Consider the following 20,456-nt stretch of genomic DNA (forward strand, 5'->3'; position numbering starts at 1 on the left):
TTTTTGAGCACCTGTGAAGATGCTCTATTTGCCATGCAATTTTCAGTGTTCAAATTTGTTTAAATGTTTTTAAGTGTTCAAACAAAATAATTTATTTTAGTCTTGACTTTTAATAGTTAGTCTTTCTGTTTCTACTATATTAATATAACTATTTTGCAATAAGTCAACTGTAGAATAGTATTATAATCTAATTAATATTCTACTTATCAAAATAATTTAGAATATCTTATTGGTTATCTACTGCTTCATTAAATATATCTTCACACATCTTAATCAACTTACCGATATCATTCTTATATATATAATCCCAACCTATCCACATATATTCTTTATCAGTATCTATCCTATTATCCACTTCTGGATTAACACTTGGGAATCTACCATTATGAGATAGTATTTCCCCTACTTCTTTTGATGAGAAAAATTCAACAATAGGTTTTAACTTTTCTTTTTTATTTTTTTTAGACAATAGAAATATGGGACTTATTATAGCTCCGTCTGATGGCCATACAGGTTTCATAGGTCCGTCCTCCTTAATCATCTTAGTAAAGAAGTAAGGCATAATGGTAATAACTGGCTTGTCTTGCTTTCTATGAGACTTTACCATTTCAGATGGATGCATGCTTGTGGATAAAGATTTTCCTAATCTTCTTATACCTTCTTCACCATATTCTTTATGGATATTCAATAAAATAGCATTAAACAAATCGAAATCCCCAACTGGTAAGCTGACATTGTTTTCAAATTCCGGTTGTAATATATCTTCCCACGACTGAGGAACTTTTCTACCATTCAGTTCTTCCATATTTATCAGAAATATAGCTGGTACCACCCCTATGATAGAGTAATTATCTTTTGGGTCTTTCAGTGATATTTTATCATTGTCGAATTCTTTATTATAATGAGATAATGAACTTACATCTTCAAAAATACCTTTAGAAACCCACTTACCCATTAGTTTTTTGTCAAAAAACAAATCAAACCCTGCTGATATGAATATATCAGATATGATATCTGGATTATCCGATTTTAACAATGCTTTCTTTAGCCAGTCAACACCCATTGAGGCTGCTTTTAAATCATAGTTCATCTCATTACCATAATCACTAGCTGAATTTTCTATCCATTTGTTAAAAGCTTCCATAAGAGGTATTCTTACAGGACAAGGTAGAACCCCTTCTATTTTTATATCAGCATCTTCCTTTTGCATATAATTATTTTCTTCTGAATTACCAATCCTGTTATGTTCAATTACATCCATTAAATTTTTTGTAAAAACATCTATATTTATTTTTTTTAGCTTTAATGCGGTTTCAAGAGTAATAGTTTTACCAAATGTTTTTCTTTGGTTTTCATTTACCATATTTTCAAAACCTATAGAAACGAATAAATCTATAGTTTCTTTATATAATTCAGTTATATCATATAACGAATCTTTTACATTAAAATACTTTCCCATGACAACCATCCTTTTCTAGGTCTTTAGCTTTTTAGGTTACATATCTGTTCTTTAATAAAAAAACATATAATTAATTATTATAATTTTATTATTCTACTTAACAATAATTATACTCATTTTTTTATAATTGTCCGTATCATATGTTACGTATAAATGAAATCAAAATAACCACTGATGCTTAAGAATGGCAGTGCTGGTCTATAGCACTAAAAAAACAGTTCAAGAATATTTCTTGAACTGTCTTTTGTCATTATAATATAATATTAAATTGTTGATAAGCTTATTTAACAGCACCTTCTGTTATACCATTAATTACACGTTTTTGTGCAAATGCATAGAATATCATTATCGGTATTATACTTATTACCAATGCAGCTGTAGCCAAATCCCATCTTTTAGTATATTTCCCAAAGAAATAGTAAGTTTTTAATGGGATAGTATGCATTCCTGGTTGATTAATTATTAGAGAAGGTAATAAGAAATCATTCCATAACCACATAACATCTAATATAACTATAGTAAATACTATTGGTTTCATTAATGGTAAAACAATTCTCCAAAACACTCTGAACGGTCCACAGCCATCAATTATTGCTGCTTCCTCTAATGCTATTGGAACATTTTTAATAAATCCATGAAAAAACATTATTGCCATACTGGAACCAAATCCTATATACATTACAATTAATCCTGGTATGTTAAGCATATTAAGTTTCCCCATAAATTTTACTAAAGGTAACATAACACATTGAAATGGAACAAGTACTGCACCAGCAAAACCAAAAAATATTAATGTACTGGTTTTTGATTTATATCTAACTAAAACCCATGCAGCCATTGCAGATGTAATAACTATAAGAGAAGTTCCTACAATAGTAATAAGCAATGAATTAGTAAAACTTTTAATAAAATCCATTTCTCTAAAAGCATTCACATAATTTTCTAATGTAAAATATTTCCCAAATGGTAATGCAAATATTTCTTTAAAAATCCCTTTAGATGTTTTAAATGAATTACTTAACAACATGTAAAATGGTGATATATAAACAAGTGCTAATATAACTCCTAAAACACTTACTATAATTTTTTTCTTTTTCTTTTTGGTTATTTTTTTACTAGCCATTACATTTCCACCTCTTTCTTTTTAGTAAAGTAAAGTTGTGTAAATGTAATTATTCCAACAATAACGAGGAATATTATTGCTTTCGCCTGAGCTACACCTAACTCGTTATATGTATAAGCAGTATTATATAAATTAAGTGTAAGCATTTGTGTTGAGTTATGTGGTCCTCCATTAGTAAGTGCTAAGTTTTGATCAAATACTTTAAATGCTCCTGAAATATTCATAAATATTCCTATAGTAATAGCAGGTACTATTAAAGGTAATGTGATATATCTAAACTTCTTGAAACCAGTAGCCCCATCTATACTTCCTGCTTCCCATACATCTTGTGGTATAGATTGCAACCCTGCTACATAGATTAACATCATATAACCTATGCTCTGCCAAGAACATACGATTATCAGTCCCCAGAATCCTGTTTGTGGTGTAGATAACCATCCATCAAAAAATGCCCATCCTAAATTATCTGCTATACTTTCAAAACCTTTAGTAAATATAAATTGCCAAATGAATCCTAGTAATAGTCCCCCTACTAAGTTAGGTAGGAAAAATGTACTTTTTAGAAAATTACTAACTCGTAGTTTTTTAGTAACCAGTAACGCTAACAAAAATCCCGCTACATTAACAATAATAACCTCAACTACTACATATTTAACTGTGAAAATAAAAGCATCTCTAAAACCAGGGTCTTTTGTAAATATTTTTATGTAATTTGTAAAACCAACAAAATTGATTTTTTCACTAATGCCATTCCAGTCTGTGAAAGAATAATATATTCCTAAAAACATAGGGATAATAACTACTAATAAAAACGATATCCCGCTTGGAGCTAGGAAAAGCCAAAATATTTTTTTGGATTTTTTCATATTGCTACATCCCCCAATTCCAGTATATTAATTTTCTGCATTGTCTTTAGCTAATTCTTCCCATTGTTCTTTGCAATATTCAATTGCTTCATCCCAATCCTGAACACCAGCTAAATATTTTTGGATTGATGTTCCCATAATATCCATACACCATCCACTTGGATAACCCATAAATACCCATGGCATTGTTTTTTCTTCATTAGTATATCTTTGTACTGCACGACTCAAACAATCTTTTGCTTCCAATCCTTCATAATTTGTAAATGGAGGAATGAAGAAAAATTCATTAACAATAATTTCTTTTCCTTTTTCTGATTGATATAACCAATTCAAGAAATCTTTTGCTGCTTTCTTTTGTTCATCACTAGCATCAACATTAACTGTCCAATACATTGGTACACCAATTGGAATACTATCTTCGATTACTCCTTCTAAAGGAATTGGTAATATGTCTAATTGTTGAGCAATTTCTTGATCTACATTATTAACTGAAGGATAAATCCAGTTACCTTGTTGAACCATAGCAACTCTTCCAATAGCTATTCCATTTTCAACTGATGTTGTATTATCTACTGCACAGAGTTTTTGTTTATTATCTGCATCTGATGAATAATTTGCTTGTAAATCTACAATTTTCTTAAGTTGATCACTATATTTGTAATCTATTTTCTTTGCATTAAATGCATTTAGCGCACTACCTAACTCAGGACTTAATGCAATATTAGTTGTATGTTGTCCTGTTAACCAAGTCTCTTTTGCAGGTAATTCAAATACTGCTTCAAGATCAGGGAATTGTTCTTTTAGTTCACCTGATTTGATTTTTCCATCTAATTCTTTAACAGCTGCTTCAAGAGTTGCGAAATCTTTTATTGCAGAAACATCAACATCTGCTGCTTCAAACATTGCTTTATTATATACAAATCCATAACCTTCTACTGAATATGGTAACCCATAAACTTTATCATCAATAGTAACTCCACCTAAAGTACCTACTGCTGCATGTTGTACCCAAGGCTGATCTGATAGGTCTTCTAATTTATATGACCAATCGTTAACATCTGATGGTCCACCTACATTGAAAATAGTAGGCTCTTTACCTGACTGCATTTTTGCTTTTAACTGTACACTATATCCTTCTCCAATTGATTGAACATTAATTTTTACATTTGGATTTTCTTCCATGTACTCTGCTACTGCTTCATCAAGAGCTTTAGCTATTTCTAGCTTAAATTGAAAAAGTTCTATAGTTACATCTGATTTTTTATTAGAGTCTTTTGGTTGTTCGTTACTAACATTTTCTTTGTCATCTTTTTTTGTATCATTTTGGGAACTAGAACAACCTACTATTGAAACTAACATTGCCATAACTAACGCTATTACTGTAAACATTTTGAAACCGTAATTTTTTTTCATTATTACTTCCTCCATAGTTGTTTATTTATAGTTTTTATTAGTCTATTAATGATTGAACTATTGTACAAGAGATATTTGTTTAATTGAAATGTTATATTTGAGTTTTATCTCAAAATATATGGTTTTATATAATTAATTGAAAAATCAATGCCCTTTTCTCCTAATTCACCTTCCCAATTTTCTGAATGTGGTTCAAGACATAGAGCATCTTCATATTTATTAGCATATAAAATTGCCATAAATCTACCCCAGTCTATTTCATCCATACCAATTGGAGGATCATCAAATCTTATATCATTAATCTTCATTGCGCCCTTTAAATGAACATGATAAAATCGATGCCCCCATTTTTTCATTTCAGCTAAATAATCCCCATCATCATACACTGCATGTGATGGATCATATTTAATTCCTAAATCTTTCAAATATCCATGTATAATAGTCCAAGCCATATCATTATGTACAAAATTATTCCATCTACAATTATAGGTAGATATTTTAACTTTTTTTGGTTTCCCATATTCAATTAATTTTTCAAAATACTCTATAGCTTTACTACAATTTTCATAGTAAGACAAACCTTCAATATAATTACAAGAGGTTACTACATTAGTACACCCAATACTACTAGCTACATCTATTAACTTATAATCAAGGTCAATCTCATTTTTAATCAAATTACCTTTTTCATCAATTTTATCTGTTGCCCATATACTTATAGCAGCTACATCTATTCCATATTTTTCAATATATTGCTTTACTTCTTTAATTGCTTGTAATTTCTTTAGGGATTTATCCATTCCAAATGTGGGATGCAAACAAAATTCTAATGTTTCAAGTTGTCTTTTTTTTGCATCTATAAAACTTTGTTCACAAGGTTCTGCAATAATTCCCAATTTCATTCCTATCACTTCCTTTTCAATTATTATTAACTCAGATTCCCACTTCAATAGAAAAGCAACTTTTAAAACTTACTGGAACAAGTTTACTTATTCAGTTATTGTAGACTCTCTGATAGTTAATTTATGATCTAAGATTATATACTCATTTTTACATTTTATATTGTTGATTTTCCTAAGTAATAATTCCATAGCAATTTTCCCCATCTCATATCTTGGCTGAGATATCGTTGTTATAGGAGGATTATAATAAGCAGCGAAATTAGTATCATCAAATCCTATAACGCTTATCTCTTCTCCAACTTGAATACCTTGTTTTGTAAGTTGTCTAATAACACCAACTGCTATTGCATCAGATCCACAAAAAATTGCTGTGGGTGGTTTTTCAAGATTCATTAATTTAATACATCCATTTATACCATCTTCATATTCATAATTAGTTTGTATTATATAATCGTTATTTATTTTGATATTATTATGTTGCAAAGCTTTCATATAGCCCTGCTGTCTTTTTATAGATGATACAAATCCATTTTCACTTCCAATTATTGCAATATCCTTATGCCCAATATCTATAAGATATTTAATTGCATCATAAGAAGCTTGATAATTATTAATGCTTACCCAAGAAACCTCACTATCTCTTATATATTCACTACACTGAATAACTGGATACTTATTAGCTATATCCATCATTTCTTCTCCACTCATTTCTGGAGCAGTAAATATAATGCCATCAATTAATTGATTATAGAACATATTCAAATAAGCCTTTTCTGTCTCTTTATTAGAGTGAGTACTGCAAACCATAACATAATAATTATCTTTGCTTGCTACATCTTCTACTCCTCTAACTATTTCAGAATAAAATTCGTTAGAAAGTGTTGGAACTAAAACCAATACTTTATAAGTTCTTTTTTTTCTTAAATTTCTCCCTAACAGATTAGGAGTATATTCTAGTTTATTTATCGCTTTTAATACTTTGTTTTTAGTATTAGTAGAAACATTGTCATTATTATTTATCACTCTTGATACCGTAGCTACTGAAACACCTGCTTCATGTGCTACATCTTGTATGGTATTCATTATTTCACCTCTTAACATAATGTAATCCATTACATTGATTTCAAAAAAAATTAAATAAAAATTATTGCGGAATTTAGAAGTTTTTACTCTGTATAATATATAGCATTTGCGATGTAATGGTTTTCATTCACTAACCATATAATAATATAATGATCTTTAAAAGTCAATAACTTTTTTATATTATATTATATTTTTATATCATTGTGCTTTTAAATCCCTCTCCAACTATTTCTCCTGCTTCAGCTGCAACAATGAATACACTTGGATCAATATACCTGATAAGCTCTTTTGCCTTGTATACTTCTCTTTTTTTGACTGCTACTAATAATACCGCTTTATTTTCTCCAGAATAAGCTCCTTTTCCATCAATAAGTGTTGCTCCTCTTTTTAATTGCTCAGTTATACCATTTGCTATTTCATCACTTTTATCAGACATTATGAATAATAATTTACATTTATCACATGCTTCTATTAATGCATCTACTATCTTAGAAGTAATAAACATTGTAATAAGTCCATACATAGCTGATTCTATATTCTTATATACAAATGCTGATAATGATATTACAACAAAATCAATTGCTAAAAGGATTTTACCAATTGATAAATAAGGATGTTTTTTTTGAATAAGCTTTCCCAGTATATCTCCACCACCAGTTGAAGATTCACTTATAAATACGATAGACAAACCAATACCTAGACAAACTCCTCCAAAAATAGAAGCTAATAAAGCATTTTCTCTATACACTGGTAACCAAACCACGCCTATATCCAGCATAAAAGATAATATCATTACTGATGTAAGTGTTCGTAAAACAAATTTTTTACCCAAAAAAATAAATGCTAACACTATTAAAGGAACATTAATTAATAAAGATGTTAATCCTATTGGTACATCTGTAAGATAATTAATTAAAGTAGCTATACCAGAAACGCCCCCAGGAGCTATCTGATTTTTTGAAGTAAAAACATATATTCCAGTAGCAAATAAAAACAACCCTATTATATTATTAAAAATATCCTTTAATATTAATTTCTTTTTCATTATATAATATCTCCTTTATGTATCAATGCTTTTTGAAATCGATTACATAAATGCTATAAAAAAAATATTATACTTAACTTCTATTACCTTAATATTTAATTTTTACTTGTTAATTCTTTATATTGAATTTAAACATAAAATCAAGAATTGGTCAAGGATATTTTTTGTAGAATTCATACTTTTGTATAAACAAAGAAAATAAGAAAAATAATTTTTGTAGATTAAATAAACTATTGAGGATTATAAGTAAAAAGATAAAAATTAGTGAAGGCTGCCTCATATTACATCTATTTTTCTAGGATATGATATATTTATATAGAATGTAATGACACAGCCCAGTATCTAAATTATTATCTTCATAAAATAATAATATACCTTATCCAACCATTGCTTGAATAAAATCCTTTTCATGATTGAATTCTGATAGCTTACCTTCGTAAACTTTATGTAACCTTAATTTATCCAAATGATAAAAGTCTACTGTTGATACCAATGTACTTCTTTTATTAAATAATTTCACACCACTTCTTTCATATATATGAGATACGAAGTGAGTACAAACATATCCATAAGGAACTCTTACTGGTATATTTAATAGTACCGTAAAGATTCCGAGTATATTATAATAGTATCTTCTTTTTCGTTTTTTGAAGTGTTCTATATTCTTGACTAATTCATCGTATTGTTCTTTCGTTATATCCATTCTACAAACCAAACATTTAGTATTTTTAAAACGAGCGTAAGTACCTTCATGGATATACTCCCTAACAAATCCTCCAATCAAAGGGTTTCTCGGGAATTTCCTACCAAAGCTGTACATTTCATTTAAGTCTTCATCTAATGCTAATGATACATGGTTATATGGTACTTTGGTATAGAATTTAATTAATCTATTTAATACAGAGCCAGTATCAGAAAGCATTATGTAAGTGTCAATTGTATCTTTCTTCATAGTCAACCCTCTTTTATAGTTAGTCTGTTAATAGTGATTATCTTCTAATAATGTTATCACATTTCTATGCAGATAACAATTAAAAACAAATTAGAAAAACCTTAAATTTTTACCAACAAAATTTAATATTATTAATTAATATTATTATTTATTTATCAAACAATTTTATTGGCCAAGATTAGATTTCAACCAACTATAAAATATATTCAAGTTTATTTTTTAATATAACAGCTTTTTTGTATGCTTCTTTCAAGAAATCATCCGATTCATATTTATCTTTTATTTTATCATTAAATACTTCTAGGGATATATTTCCTCTATATCTTATGGCACCTAATTTTACTAGTATCTCTGTCCAATCTATTTCCCCACAATATGGCAACCAATGTTTATCTGTGCATCCGTCATTATCAGATAAATGTAATGCTATCACTCTATCACCATAATCATCTAGTACTTCACAAATGGAAGTATTATATATGTTAGCATGTGAAGAATCGTAACATACTCCTAAATAATCTGATTTTATGTTATCTAGTATATACTTGAAATAATATATATGACTTGTGTTTTCCAAAGCGATTCTTATATTATGTTTTTTAGTTTCATTAACTATATCTTTTATCAAATTAAGCCCTGTAACATTAGGATTACATAGATTGTGCCCATGGGTTGGATGCATAACTATTATAGGAATATTATATTTGTCACAGTCACTTATGCATCTAGTGAATTCATTAAATATATATTTACGTTCTTCTATATTATCATCCCATATTTTATTACATTCATAATATGGAAAATGAATATTTTCAATATTGATATTCATACTTAATATACTAGTAAGTGCTTCTTTACCTTCCTCAGAGAATAATTCATCATCCCACCATAACATGATACTATCAAAACCTGCATCAATAATTTTTTTCACACGAAGAACAGGGGGCATTACATTTCCAAACCAATTAAATACTCCTAATTTAATTTCATTATTTTTCATTATTGTATGAATCTCCTTAATTATAATTAACCGAATCCTTTATTTCTTACTTTTTTCTACTATAGTATAGACAACAGGGATGATTACTAAAGTTAATATAGTAGATACCATCAAACCACCCATCAAAGCTATTGCCATTGGACTGAAGAAAGAGCTACCTGATAGAGCTAAAGGTACTAATCCAATAACTGTTGTTACGGTACTAAGCATGATAGGCCTGAATCTTTTATCTACCGAATCCATACATGCTACTAACACCTCTGCACCTTTGTCTCTAGCTCTGTTGATATACTCAATCAACAATATGGCATTATTTACTACAATACCAATTAAACTTATTATTCCTAATAATACTGTAAATGTGACTTTTATATCTAATAATACAAGTATAAGGATTGAACCTATCAATGAAAGTGGTACTGTCAACAATATAATTAACGGCTGTTTAAATGAATTAAATTGTAGTAATAGTATAATATAAATTACTGCTATTGAAAAGATTGCTGCAATATCAAGTCCATCTAGATAAGTATCCATGGTTTGCTTTTGTCCATAATATTTTATATTCAAATCAGAAGTATTAAGGTCATTATTGACCATATCTTCAACTGTATTGCCGATATCCACTACACTATACCCCGAAACAACATCACATTCCACAATAATGGCTTCTTCACCATCTAATCTATTGATTGCAGGTAGATTCTCTTGCAACTTGATATTAGCAACTTGTTTTAATAATACTTTATTACCTGTAACACTTGATTTAATAGCTAAATTATTGATATCTTTTATTTCTTTTGCATTAGTTTTCAGATATACTTCATAATTTTCATCTCCTAAGTTAGCTGTGGTAGGCGTGGAACCATATAATGATAGGTTCAATTGTTTTTGGATATCATATTTGGTCAATCCATATGATGTAGCTAAATTAGAATCTATATCAACTTTATATTCATATTCTTTACTAAGCATATTAGAACTTACATTAATCGTACCTTCTTTATTCAGCAATTCTTTTTCTATTTCACTTGCCACTGAAGTCATTCTTTTTGTATCTTCTCCTGCAATTATGACTTTAAAATCTGATCCACTTTCTGTTAACTCCAATCTACCAACAGTGGCAATACCATTTTGCAATACAGAATCTAATTTTTTTTGCAGATATAATGAGAATTCATTCTGATCTTTATATTTTTTGGTATTTTTCAAATCAACTCTAAATAGAATTTGACCTGTATCTTCTGTAGATGCAAGTGTATTAATAGTTATATAGAATTTTGGCATGGAGCCTCCTATTGCAGAAGTATAAGTAGTTATATCTTTTTCCTCTTCCAATAGATTCTCAACTTCTTTAACTAGCTCTTTTGTCTTACTTATATCCCCTTTTACTTCACCCTTTATATTAATGTACATGATATCTTTATCTGCATAAGGAAATAAATCTATTTCTAAAGAAAATATAGCAAGTATTGATAAAATCAAAACACCTAAGCTTACAGCGATGGTTGTTATTTTATGTTTTAGCCCAACTTTCAACAATCCTTTGAAAAATCTTCTAATGATATTTTTCCTTTTATTGTTTTTTGGTTTTTTAACCTTGAAAAACAGACTTGCAAGAGCTGGAGTCACAAGCATTGCAACAATAAAAGAAGCTGTAAGAGATATAAATACCACTTGTGGTAGACTCTGTACAAATTCTCCGGCTGCACCAGGAAGTACAGTAATAGCAGCGAATGCGGCTAATGTTGTTAGAGTTGATGTTAAAACAGGAACTAACTGTTCTCTTGCTCCAAGATATGCTGCTTCTCTTTTATCATCTATTATATTTAATTTAACTTGTATCGCATCACTTATAACTATTGAATTATCAACTAATATCCCCAAGGCCACAATTAGTCCTGATATTGACATCTGCTGTATATCTATTCCTAGTAGTTTCATAACTATAAAAGTTATACATATAGATAAAGGGATCGATGTGGCAACTATTAGCGCATTTCTCAACCCAACTCCAATAAGAACTACTATAAGAACAAATAACATTCCCTCAAGCAAGCTTAAAATAAAATTGTTGACTGCTTTATCAACTTCTTCGGGCTGAAATAAAACCTCATCTATCACTAATGATTTATCTAACTTTTCTTTATTATCATTTATAATATCTTTAACGTCTCTACCAATATGAATAATATTTTTATTTCCCTCAAAATAACCTGTAAGTAATATAGCTTCTTTTCCTTCATGTGTATACTGTCTTACATCTTCTTTTCTCTCTATATCAACTTTAGCTATGTCTTTTAATCTAACGATACCGCCTGTTGTTTGCGATATAGTAATGATCAAGTCTTCTATATCTTTGATAGACTGATATTTTCCAGGAGTACTCACAGTTATTTTTCCTTTATCTGTTTCCACATATCCTGAAGGGATATTCAGGTTTTGTGATATAAGAAGATTGTATATGTCTTCTATTGATAAACTATAAGTATTTAGCTTTCTAAAATCAACTTCAATAACCACCCTTTTATCTTTTAATCCATCTATCTCAACTTTTTTGACTCCATCTACTTTTATGAGTTCTTTTCTAATGTCCTCAGCATAGTTGGATAATTTATCATAGGTCAATTCATCTGAATCCGATGACAAGCTGATAATGAATCCAGCAGCATCTATAAGGTCTGTTTCGACAGCAGGTGCCTCAGCACCTATCGGTAATTTACTTTCCATACCATACATGGCATCCTTTAGATTATCCCACTGCTTTTTACTATCAACATCAGTAATAAGCTTAATTATTACGATTGATACGTTATTATTGGATATAGATTCAATACTATCTATACCCTCCAAAGTCATAGCTTCTTCTTCGATAAGTTTAGTTACTTGTTCTTCAACTTCTTTTGCTGATGCACCAGGAAAAGTTACTGTAACAACTGCTGCTGGTGATGTTGTATCAGGATTTTCTTGTTTAGGTAATAAATAATAATTGTATAATCCGTAAATGATTAATATGATTGCTAATAGTATAGTTGTTTTTCTTTCTTTTATGGCATATTTAATAATTTTACCCATTTATACTATTCCACCTCTTCTTCAGCAATCTTAACTTTTTGACCTTCTTTCAGATTAGAAGTTCCTGATATGATGACTTTATCTTTGTTTTTAAGCCCCTCAACCAACACTTTATTTTTACTATACCCTTTTATGGTTATATTTTGTTTGACAGCTCTATTATCATCTCCAACTAAATAAACAAATGGGTCACCTTCATTTAGCACATTGTTGATATCTAAATAAAAACCTTCTTCTTGACCAATTATTAAATCAATCTCTGTTACTGCTCCTACAATATAATCTTCTTTTTCGTATGTACCCACCAACTCTATCTGAGCAGGGAAGGTTTTACTTGATTCATCTGGATAAGGACTTATTTGACATACTCTTCCGGAAGTTTCAATTCCATCAATAAGTATATTTGCTTTTGTTCCAATCTTAACGTTTTTAATATCTTTTGATGTAATTCCAAAAGATGCTCTGTGATTATATGCGCTTATACTGATTAATGGATTACCTTCTTCTACTTCACCCCTTGAAGTTACAAATAACTCTTTTACATATCCGTCTACATCGGATTTTATAATCTGTGTATTATCTTCATTTTCTTTTATATTAATTAATTCTTTATCTTCATTCACTCTTTCACCTTTTGCTACGTTTATTCTAGTAATCGTTCCTGACACATCACTGAACAAAAATCGTTCGTCATTTACTATAACTGTCCCTAAGTAATCCAGTATGATATCATTTATCTCTTTCTTTATTTCTTGTACCTCTACTGTCCTGACTATTTCTTCGCTTTTAGCAATTTTATCTGGTATCAGACTGCAACCACTAAGGCTAATTATAATCACTAGACAACTTAATATTATCTTATATCTCATTTTCCTTCCCTCCATTCTTTTTATTATTAGTAATATTACCTAAGAATATTAACAATATCACTCTCTTTTGATGAACAAGCCCTACAAGATTAAATATAAATAAAAGCTATTCTGATTATTTGCAAAAGAGAATCACGGTTCATTTTATGATAAAAAAAATAATTTTATTATATAGTTTTACAATTTATGATGAATGATAAATTATGAATAATATTATTATAACTTGAAGACTCTTATAAGAAATATAGTTTCACGACTTTATTCATTAAATCTGCCATATTAAAAGATTCTTCCATATTAATCACTATATAACTCAATGTCTCATAGAAACCTTTAGCTAAACTACATGCATATAATTTATCTTCATCTTCTAGAGCGGTTTTATTCATATCTCTTTTCATCTTTCCATACAATACTTTTTGGATTATCTCTGTTAGATTAAGTCTGGAACTTGGAACTTCCTTACTGCTCTGAAAGAATATGATAGCACTATCTTTGTTATCACTTATATACTCACTTAATTCATAACATATTTTACTTACCATGGGGTATACACCTAGATAGTTAGGGTAATCTTCAAGCTTGTTGACGATATTATATACGTCCTCTTCCATATCTTCCAGATTAACCATATCATGAGTATTTTCCTTTATGATATTATTAACTGTATCAACAAATTCCTTGATGATTTCGTTATATAAGTCTTCTTTACTATTGAAATATCTATATAAATTACCTACAGCCACCTTTGCTTCCTTTGCTATATTTTTCATAGAAGTCTTGGCATAGCCATTATTTTTAAACATATCAATAGCAACATTAATGATTCTATTTTTAATGTCATCCTTTAAGACTTGTGGCATTAGTGAACACCCCTTCATTATTATATTACATTTATTATAACTTATAATGCTTAACAAAGCCAGTATTTTTTTTTAATTTTAATTGACTTTCAAGTTATTTTGTATTTCTAACTATTATTAGGCCTTATTAACTTTTTTATAAAGCATTTTATAAAATCTACTAGCTATGATTTTTTTGAATATATTTATTTTAGCATCAAAAAAATAGTTTTTATCAGACCATCCTTTTTCATCCCAATAATCAGTATCTATTTTCATTATTTTTAGAGCAAGTACTTTATATACTGAAAATAGTATAAGCTGGTTTAAGGTTGGTTTATAAAGTTCTTTTGGCATCATTAAATGCTTAACGAAATTTTGATATTCTTTTGGTTGGATTTCTTTTTTTATAGTAGTTACTTTTCTGCTTATACCATCAGTCGGAAAAGCACCCCATTGGATTGCTACGTTATCCATATATTTCAAAGTATTTTTTATACCAGAAGCTGCTGTAGAAACCACATTCATAATTGGGATTCCTGCAAGAACTGGTCTATGAACCCATCTACAAGTTCTATCGAAGAATGTTTTGAGTCTCCCGCTTACGTTGTTAAGGTAAATAGGTGTGCTTAATATTATTCCATCATATTCTTGCATTTTACTCATTAACATATCCATATCATCATCTAAAAAACATTGATTTTTTAGTATACATGATTCACATCCTAAACATTCTTTAATAGTGTAGTCATATAAATTAATGATATCTACATCAATATTGATATCTTCTAATTGTTTCTTTATATCAGTGAGTAATTTATAAGTATTTTTCTTTCTTTTACTACTGTTTATGGCTAATACTTTTTTATTCATATTTATCATCGCTTTCTTTCAACATTAATTCAATTATAGAATTATAGATAACACTTTTCAACTATTAATTTATACTTTTATAGTAAATTTATGACAATTACATATTTTTATAATTTTTAATCAATATTAATTTATCATTCAAAAGTATAGAATCATATATACTTTTGAGATATTTATATGAAATAAATAAATGGCTGGATTGCTGTAATGAATAAATACGTTACCAAATGCAAATAATAAAATTGTATATTAATTATTAAAAAGGGTGATTTAATGAATGATTTTAACAATTTAAATGAGGTACCTTTAGCTAATTTATCCAATAATGAACTTGACAAGCTTACTCATTTAGAGAAAGAATTAGATGAAAAATATTATCTAATAGCATTTGAGAAAAATGGAAAAGCACAATAGATATAGTTAATAAATTAAAGGGGGATTAATACATTATATACTGTTTCAAAAAATTTATATATGATGTATAACCACCCCTTTTTTTATGGAAATACTATTCAATTAACAAAATTACACAATCATGTGAAACTCAATAGATCATAGCGATTAACCAAAAAGTTCATCAGGATGATCCATCAATTCCTGAATCATTTCAAAATATTTCCCTACATGAATCCCATCTACCAGTGCATGATGTACTAATATAGAAAATGGTAGTTTCATGATATCATTTTCAACAAAATATTTACCCCATCCTAGTCGTGGTATACTATCAACATTTTTGATATTACTAGGATGAGTAATTCCTGTAAAAGAAACCCAAGGAAGACTTGTAAGATATAAAACATCATCCTCATTAGAATCTTCTTCAACAGATATGTTCTCTTGTGCTTTTTTAATCTTTATTTCTGCGTTCTTCCTGAAGGATTCAAAATCATTATAATAATCCACTTTACAAAAACCAAATAATTCATCATCTCCCATTACTGTAATAGCAGGTTTAACTATATCATGTTCAACTACTACTTCATCTCTTATTCTATGGCGAAATTCTTTAATATTATTAGCAGCCTTAGTAACGGCAAATATTGTAGATAGTGTAAAAGGTTTATTATTTTCTTTTATGTATTCATAAAATTTAGTTATGTCAAGATTAGCACAAACATTATAATGGGGACAATCCATTTTCTTGAAAAAATTATAATGTTTTTTTCTTTTCCACGTATCAATATCAATTATTTTCATTAAATCTTCTCCTTGTATTTTATTTCTAATTAAAGAAGCTACGCCTTATAAAAGTTTTTTAAAATAGGAAGTAGGCTTCTCCTACAAGAGGACAAATCCTTTATCCTAAACAAGGCGTAGGCTTTTTTAACAACTGGATAAGTTTATTTTCTATCGTCATGAATAATCTGATCAATAACAATTACCAATGCAATTATAAAACCATAATCTTCATTATCACTAATATCAACACCATAAGTATCAGAAAAACTGAAGAATTCTTTGGATACCGTTGCTACAACATTATTATTTTTCATAATGGAAAAATTATAATTGAAAGGCTTACCTTCTATCTCATAATATCCGTATTCACTTTCTATAATGAACTTGGAACCAAAAAAAGCTACCTTTTTTTTAACTAATGCAACTGGATTACCATTCTTGAATATGGTATACTCCGGTAGCATTCTCAACAGCTTCTGTTCTATGTAAAAAAGTTCTTCTCCCGACATATTGAACAGCTGTAATTTGTCTCCTAAGCTAAATACTTTTCCCCTGATGATAAAAAAATCATTCCCCATTTCATCTTTAATAGTAAAATCATCACCAAAACTAAATATTTTTTCCCTTACTTGAAATCTCATATAATCAATCACCCTTATTAAATTATTTTTACAAAAAAACGCTCAAATTTAATTAAAAGTGTTTAAGCGTTTTTTAATGATAAAATGTCTACAACTTTATATTATTAGACAATTTTCAATCTATTCTATTTTATCATTATTACATATCTTTTTCAACTTTGATTACGTATTAATACATATTACTTGTTTCCTAATGCAACAAGTACACATCCCCTAAAAGTTTCAATATTGTTTTCCTTAGCATAATCTATAATCTCATCGCTTACTGTACCAGGTTGTAACCATACATTCTTAATTCCTAACTCCTTACACTGTTTCATGATAGATATTCCTATTCTAGGATTTACTACGAAATCAACAACATCAACTTTTTCTGGTAGATCAGCCAATTCTTTATATGCTTTATCCCCATCAATCTCGTCACATTTGATGCTTATGGGGTATACTGTGTATCCGTTGTTTTTTAATCTCATATATATTTTGTAACCAAATTTGCTTGTATCATCTGTTGCACCTACAACAGCCCACTTTTTTTCTTTTAACATATCTACTCCATCCATGAAATCACTCCTAATCATTTATAAAATATCTTTACGTTGATAATTAGTATACGTAATTATTACACTTATTACTATAATTATTATTGATAAAACTATATACAAAGAATTTATCCCATTACCCATTATTACTTTATTAGGGTCAAAATATGCAAAAGGAGTAGCATATTTAACAAAATTAAGGTCATCCGAAATTTTAATGACAATATCTAAAAAGTACATCACCAAAATAATTGCCGTTGATATATTTGTTGCCTTTTTGGATGACTTGGTCAATGCAGAGATTGCTAAACCTATACTTAAGAATATACATTGGATAATAAACAGAACCAGACATAAATATATAATTCCTGTTGTTATGGATTCCCCATCATTATAGATATCTACTAAAATGATAGAAGATAAACATATTACTATATTAATGATTAGAATGCTAATAAAACCTGCAAGCACTTTATTAGTAATTATATAAGCTCTAGTCACTGGTTTAACCATTAAAAAGTCACCAGTCTTGTCTCTAGCTTCTTTTGAGATAATAGTAGCGCCTAACATTACAGCATGTATACCCGCAATCAATACATAATAGACGAATAAAATGGCATAATAGTCTTTCATCATAGCAAGGTTAATAGAAGCCATACCAAATATGTTCTTCATGAAGTCTGGTAGACTTTCCAATATTTCATTTGCCTCATTTCCCATTGCTGCAAAACCTTCATACTTAACTAAAGCCAATACGGTAAATAGTATTATGCATATACTCCATATAATAAGAGCTTTACTGTATGCACGTAGTTCACGTCTAACAATATTCATAGAATTTCCTCCTATCCATGTTTCCTTCATTAATTATACGGAAGGAATATCCTTTTTCTTATATATGACATATGATGCTATAATAAATATGATAGTTATCACTATTGAAGTTATTAAATGTGGTATAGAGTAAGCAGAGTGTTCTGTTATATAACCTCTTTCAAAAAAGCCAAAAGGTGATAAATAACTATATATCTCATCATCAATGGTTTGATTGAAAAGATATAATACGTAAAATCCAAATACAACACCTAATGTTACTGGCAATACGCTTTTCAATTTATTGACTATAGTCCCTATCAAAATACCTAAAGCAAATAAGAATAATTGGACGAATAGAAAACTAAGGGTCAATAAAGTAAAATCAGTAAAATTGTATTCTGCTTTTTTGAATGCCTCTACAGCGATTAAAGCAAACGCAAAAAATAATATATTCATAATCAATATGTGAGTTAAGGCAGCCAATATTTTTGGAGATAATATATCAACTCTTTTTAAAGGTTTCACAAGTAAAAAATCAGAAGTCTTGTCTCTTGATTCTTTTGATATAATATCCAATCCTAATCTCATAGCAAATATTGCTCCTATAAGAAGAATATATGAGAAAGCGAAACCATAATAACCCATTATAGTAGACATGTTCATGTCACTTAAACCAAAAGCTTTTGCAAAAGTCTCAGGAAATTGACTGATCAACTTCTCCATCTGCTCTGCTTCTTGCGAATAAGTAGGGAATAATGCCATAAAGAAAAACAACACAATTATTATTGAAATAGTCCATATAAAATTACTTTTTATATATTTTTTGAATTCAAATCTATATATGTTCATAACCTCAATCCTCCTTCTGATAATAATACATAAATATCTCTTCTAGAGTAGGTTCTTCAACAAGGAGGTTAGTCATTTCTATATTACCTAACTTGTTAATGATTATATTGATATCTCCTTTATATATAAATGTTGCTTTATTTTCAGATAGTTGAAGCTCTGTTATACCATCAATATTGAATGCTGATTTTGGTAGATTATTATGTGATTCAACACTAAACCTTTTATACTTATTCTGACGTAATGATTCTATACTTTCTATTCTAATGATCTTTCCATCTTTTATAATAGCGACTCTGTCACATAATCTTTGAACCTCATCCAATATATGAGATGAGAAGAATATTGTTGCTCCTCTTTTGTTTTCTTCTCTTATGAGATCAAAAAACTTCTGCTGCATTAAAGGATCAAGACCACCTGTTGGTTCATCAAGAATGATTAATTTAGGTTCATGAAGTAGTCCCTGAACGATACCAACTTTTTTCTTGTTTCCGAAAGATAGATCATTGATTTTTTTCTTAAGATCCAAATCCATTATCTCTGCTAATTCTTTAATTCGTTCAGAACAATCTTTTCTATAAAAACTTGCCGAATAATTGAGTAAATCAATTACTTTCATGTTATCATAATAAAAAACTTCTGAAGGTAAGTAACCTACATTCTTCCTAATTTCTGCACCATCTTTGATACAGTCTTTTCCGAATATCTTAGCACTTCCACTTGTTGGATAGATCAATGATAATAATGTCCTAATAGTAGTAGATTTACCCGCCCCATTAGGGCCAATGAATCCAAATATCTCACCTTGTTCGACTTTAAGTGAAACATCTATTATCCCTCTTGATTTACCATAGTATTTAGTAAGTTTTTGTGTTTCAATAACGTTCATATAACTACCTCCTGTATTTATAGATATATTATCAAGAT

Annotated in this window: 20 protein-coding genes; 1 reads left to right on the forward strand and 19 read right to left on the reverse strand. The window is 28.8% G+C overall.

Annotated features, from left to right (window positions below):
* Positions 1-226 precede the first annotated feature (226 nt).
* The 13 genes from QMG30_RS18590 to QMG30_RS18650 form a co-directional block, all read right to left on the reverse strand.
* Positions 227-1,459 carry an ABC transporter substrate-binding protein gene (locus QMG30_RS18590; RefSeq protein ID WP_281818004.1) on the reverse strand — a complete coding sequence of 411 codons (1,233 nt, stop codon included), beginning with the start codon at positions 1,457-1,459 and terminating at the stop codon, positions 227-229.
* 280 nt (positions 1,460-1,739) lie between these two features.
* A complete protein-coding gene (locus QMG30_RS18595) occupies positions 1,740-2,582 on the reverse strand; it encodes a carbohydrate ABC transporter permease (protein WP_281818005.1) in 843 nt (280 codons plus the stop codon).
* Positions 2,582-3,448 (reverse strand): carbohydrate ABC transporter permease, encoded by an 867-nt coding sequence (locus QMG30_RS18600; protein WP_281818007.1) that lies wholly within the window; start codon positions 3,446-3,448, stop codon positions 2,582-2,584. The genes QMG30_RS18595 and QMG30_RS18600 overlap by 1 nt, the downstream gene beginning before the upstream one ends.
* Positions 3,449-3,475: 27 nt before the next feature.
* Positions 3,476-4,861, reverse strand: a complete 1,386-nt coding sequence (locus QMG30_RS18605; protein ID WP_281818009.1) for an ABC transporter substrate-binding protein — start codon at positions 4,859-4,861, stop codon at positions 3,476-3,478.
* Between the two features lie 104 nt (positions 4,862-4,965).
* Positions 4,966-5,763, reverse strand: a complete 798-nt coding sequence (locus QMG30_RS18610) for a sugar phosphate isomerase/epimerase family protein (protein ID WP_281818011.1) — start codon at positions 5,761-5,763, stop codon at positions 4,966-4,968.
* 87 nt (positions 5,764-5,850) lie between these two features.
* The gene (locus QMG30_RS18615) at positions 5,851-6,846 is read right to left on the reverse strand and encodes a LacI family DNA-binding transcriptional regulator (RefSeq protein WP_281818013.1); all 996 of its coding nucleotides are present in this window, start codon (positions 6,844-6,846) and stop codon (positions 5,851-5,853) included.
* 193 nt (positions 6,847-7,039) lie between these two features.
* Positions 7,040-7,891, reverse strand: coding sequence for a YitT family protein (locus tag QMG30_RS18620; protein WP_281818015.1), 852 nt, complete (start codon positions 7,889-7,891; stop codon positions 7,040-7,042).
* A 376-nt stretch (positions 7,892-8,267) separates the two neighbouring features.
* On the reverse strand, positions 8,268-8,843 hold the full coding sequence (locus QMG30_RS18625) for a hypothetical protein (RefSeq protein ID WP_281818017.1): 576 nt from the start codon (positions 8,841-8,843) through the stop codon (positions 8,268-8,270).
* Positions 8,844-9,036: 193 nt separating this feature from the next.
* Positions 9,037-9,843 (reverse strand): sugar phosphate isomerase/epimerase family protein, encoded by an 807-nt coding sequence (locus tag QMG30_RS18630; RefSeq protein ID WP_281818019.1) that lies wholly within the window; start codon positions 9,841-9,843, stop codon positions 9,037-9,039.
* 39 nt (positions 9,844-9,882) lie between these two features.
* A complete protein-coding gene (locus QMG30_RS18635; RefSeq protein WP_281818021.1) occupies positions 9,883-12,918 on the reverse strand; it encodes an efflux RND transporter permease subunit in 3,036 nt (1,011 codons plus the stop codon).
* A 5-nt stretch (positions 12,919-12,923) separates the two neighbouring features.
* The gene (locus QMG30_RS18640; protein WP_281818023.1) at positions 12,924-13,787 is read right to left on the reverse strand and encodes an efflux RND transporter periplasmic adaptor subunit; all 864 of its coding nucleotides are present in this window, start codon (positions 13,785-13,787) and stop codon (positions 12,924-12,926) included.
* A gap of 233 nt (positions 13,788-14,020) precedes the next feature.
* Entirely contained in the window at positions 14,021-14,650 is a 630-nt protein-coding gene (locus QMG30_RS18645; protein WP_281818025.1) for a TetR/AcrR family transcriptional regulator, read from the reverse strand.
* A gap of 117 nt (positions 14,651-14,767) precedes the next feature.
* Entirely contained in the window at positions 14,768-15,502 is a 735-nt protein-coding gene (locus QMG30_RS18650) for a flavodoxin family protein (RefSeq protein ID WP_281818028.1), read from the reverse strand.
* A 273-nt stretch (positions 15,503-15,775) separates the two neighbouring features.
* Here QMG30_RS18650 and QMG30_RS18655 point away from each other — a divergent pair, with 273 nt between their 5' ends.
* Entirely contained in the window at positions 15,776-15,916 is a 141-nt protein-coding gene (locus QMG30_RS18655; protein ID WP_281818029.1) for a hypothetical protein, read from the forward strand.
* Between the two features lie 147 nt (positions 15,917-16,063).
* Here the strand turns inward: QMG30_RS18655 and QMG30_RS18660 are convergent, their stop codons facing one another.
* The 6 genes from QMG30_RS18660 to QMG30_RS18685 all read right to left on the reverse strand — a co-directional run bounded on the left by QMG30_RS18660 (position 16,064) and on the right by QMG30_RS18685 (position 20,418).
* Positions 16,064-16,702: a chloramphenicol acetyltransferase gene (locus tag QMG30_RS18660; RefSeq protein ID WP_281818031.1), complete on the reverse strand. Its 639-nt coding sequence runs from the start codon at positions 16,700-16,702 to the stop codon at positions 16,064-16,066.
* A gap of 143 nt (positions 16,703-16,845) precedes the next feature.
* Positions 16,846-17,325 (reverse strand): LURP-one-related/scramblase family protein, encoded by a 480-nt coding sequence (locus QMG30_RS18665; RefSeq protein WP_281818033.1) that lies wholly within the window; start codon positions 17,323-17,325, stop codon positions 16,846-16,848.
* Between the two features lie 179 nt (positions 17,326-17,504).
* A complete protein-coding gene (locus tag QMG30_RS18670; RefSeq protein WP_281818035.1) occupies positions 17,505-17,885 on the reverse strand; it encodes a CoA-binding protein in 381 nt (126 codons plus the stop codon).
* An 18-nt stretch (positions 17,886-17,903) separates the two neighbouring features.
* The gene (locus tag QMG30_RS18675; RefSeq protein WP_281818036.1) at positions 17,904-18,698 is read right to left on the reverse strand and encodes an ABC transporter permease subunit; all 795 of its coding nucleotides are present in this window, start codon (positions 18,696-18,698) and stop codon (positions 17,904-17,906) included.
* Between the two features lie 33 nt (positions 18,699-18,731).
* Entirely contained in the window at positions 18,732-19,529 is a 798-nt protein-coding gene (locus QMG30_RS18680; protein WP_281818038.1) for an ABC transporter permease subunit, read from the reverse strand.
* A gap of 4 nt (positions 19,530-19,533) precedes the next feature.
* Positions 19,534-20,418 (reverse strand): ABC transporter ATP-binding protein, encoded by an 885-nt coding sequence (locus QMG30_RS18685; protein WP_281818040.1) that lies wholly within the window; start codon positions 20,416-20,418, stop codon positions 19,534-19,536.
* Positions 20,419-20,456: the final 38 nt, after the last annotated feature.

Source organism: Vallitalea longa (assembly GCF_027923465.1).
In the GTDB taxonomy this organism is placed as follows: Bacteria; Bacillota; Clostridia; order Lachnospirales; family Vallitaleaceae; genus Vallitalea; species Vallitalea longa.

Bases quoted from the DNA above. Each gene is read 5' to 3' on its own strand.
- QMG30_RS18590 (WP_281818004.1), bottom strand. From the start codon at position 1,459: ATGGGAAAGTATTTTAATGTAAAAGATTCGTTATATGATATAACTGAA.
- QMG30_RS18595 (WP_281818005.1), bottom strand. From the start codon at position 2,582: ATGGCTAGTAAAAAAATAACCAAAAAGAAAAAGAAAAAAATTATAGTA.
- QMG30_RS18600 (WP_281818007.1), bottom strand. From the start codon at position 3,448: ATGAAAAAATCCAAAAAAATATTTTGGCTTTTCCTAGCTCCAAGCGGG.
- QMG30_RS18605 (WP_281818009.1), bottom strand. From the start codon at position 4,861: ATGAAAAAAAATTACGGTTTCAAAATGTTTACAGTAATAGCGTTAGTT.
- QMG30_RS18610 (WP_281818011.1), bottom strand. From the start codon at position 5,763: ATGAAATTGGGAATTATTGCAGAACCTTGTGAACAAAGTTTTATAGAT.
- QMG30_RS18615 (WP_281818013.1), bottom strand. From the start codon at position 6,846: ATGAATACCATACAAGATGTAGCACATGAAGCAGGTGTTTCAGTAGCT.
- QMG30_RS18620 (WP_281818015.1), bottom strand. From the start codon at position 7,891: ATGAAAAAGAAATTAATATTAAAGGATATTTTTAATAATATAATAGGG.
- QMG30_RS18625 (WP_281818017.1), bottom strand. From the start codon at position 8,843: ATGAAGAAAGATACAATTGACACTTACATAATGCTTTCTGATACTGGC.
- QMG30_RS18630 (WP_281818019.1), bottom strand. From the start codon at position 9,843: ATGAAAAATAATGAAATTAAATTAGGAGTATTTAATTGGTTTGGAAAT.
- QMG30_RS18635 (WP_281818021.1), bottom strand. From the start codon at position 12,918: ATGGGTAAAATTATTAAATATGCCATAAAAGAAAGAAAAACAACTATA.
- QMG30_RS18640 (WP_281818023.1), bottom strand. From the start codon at position 13,787: ATGAGATATAAGATAATATTAAGTTGTCTAGTGATTATAATTAGCCTT.
- QMG30_RS18645 (WP_281818025.1), bottom strand. From the start codon at position 14,650: ATGCCACAAGTCTTAAAGGATGACATTAAAAATAGAATCATTAATGTT.
- QMG30_RS18650 (WP_281818028.1), bottom strand. From the start codon at position 15,502: ATGAATAAAAAAGTATTAGCCATAAACAGTAGTAAAAGAAAGAAAAAT.
- QMG30_RS18655 (WP_281818029.1), top strand. From the start codon at position 15,776: ATGAATGATTTTAACAATTTAAATGAGGTACCTTTAGCTAATTTATCC.
- QMG30_RS18660 (WP_281818031.1), bottom strand. From the start codon at position 16,702: ATGAAAATAATTGATATTGATACGTGGAAAAGAAAAAAACATTATAAT.
- QMG30_RS18665 (WP_281818033.1), bottom strand. From the start codon at position 17,325: ATGAGATTTCAAGTAAGGGAAAAAATATTTAGTTTTGGTGATGATTTT.
- QMG30_RS18670 (WP_281818035.1), bottom strand. From the start codon at position 17,885: ATGGATGGAGTAGATATGTTAAAAGAAAAAAAGTGGGCTGTTGTAGGT.
- QMG30_RS18675 (WP_281818036.1), bottom strand. From the start codon at position 18,698: ATGAATATTGTTAGACGTGAACTACGTGCATACAGTAAAGCTCTTATT.
- QMG30_RS18680 (WP_281818038.1), bottom strand. From the start codon at position 19,529: ATGAACATATATAGATTTGAATTCAAAAAATATATAAAAAGTAATTTT.
- QMG30_RS18685 (WP_281818040.1), bottom strand. From the start codon at position 20,418: ATGAACGTTATTGAAACACAAAAACTTACTAAATACTATGGTAAATCA.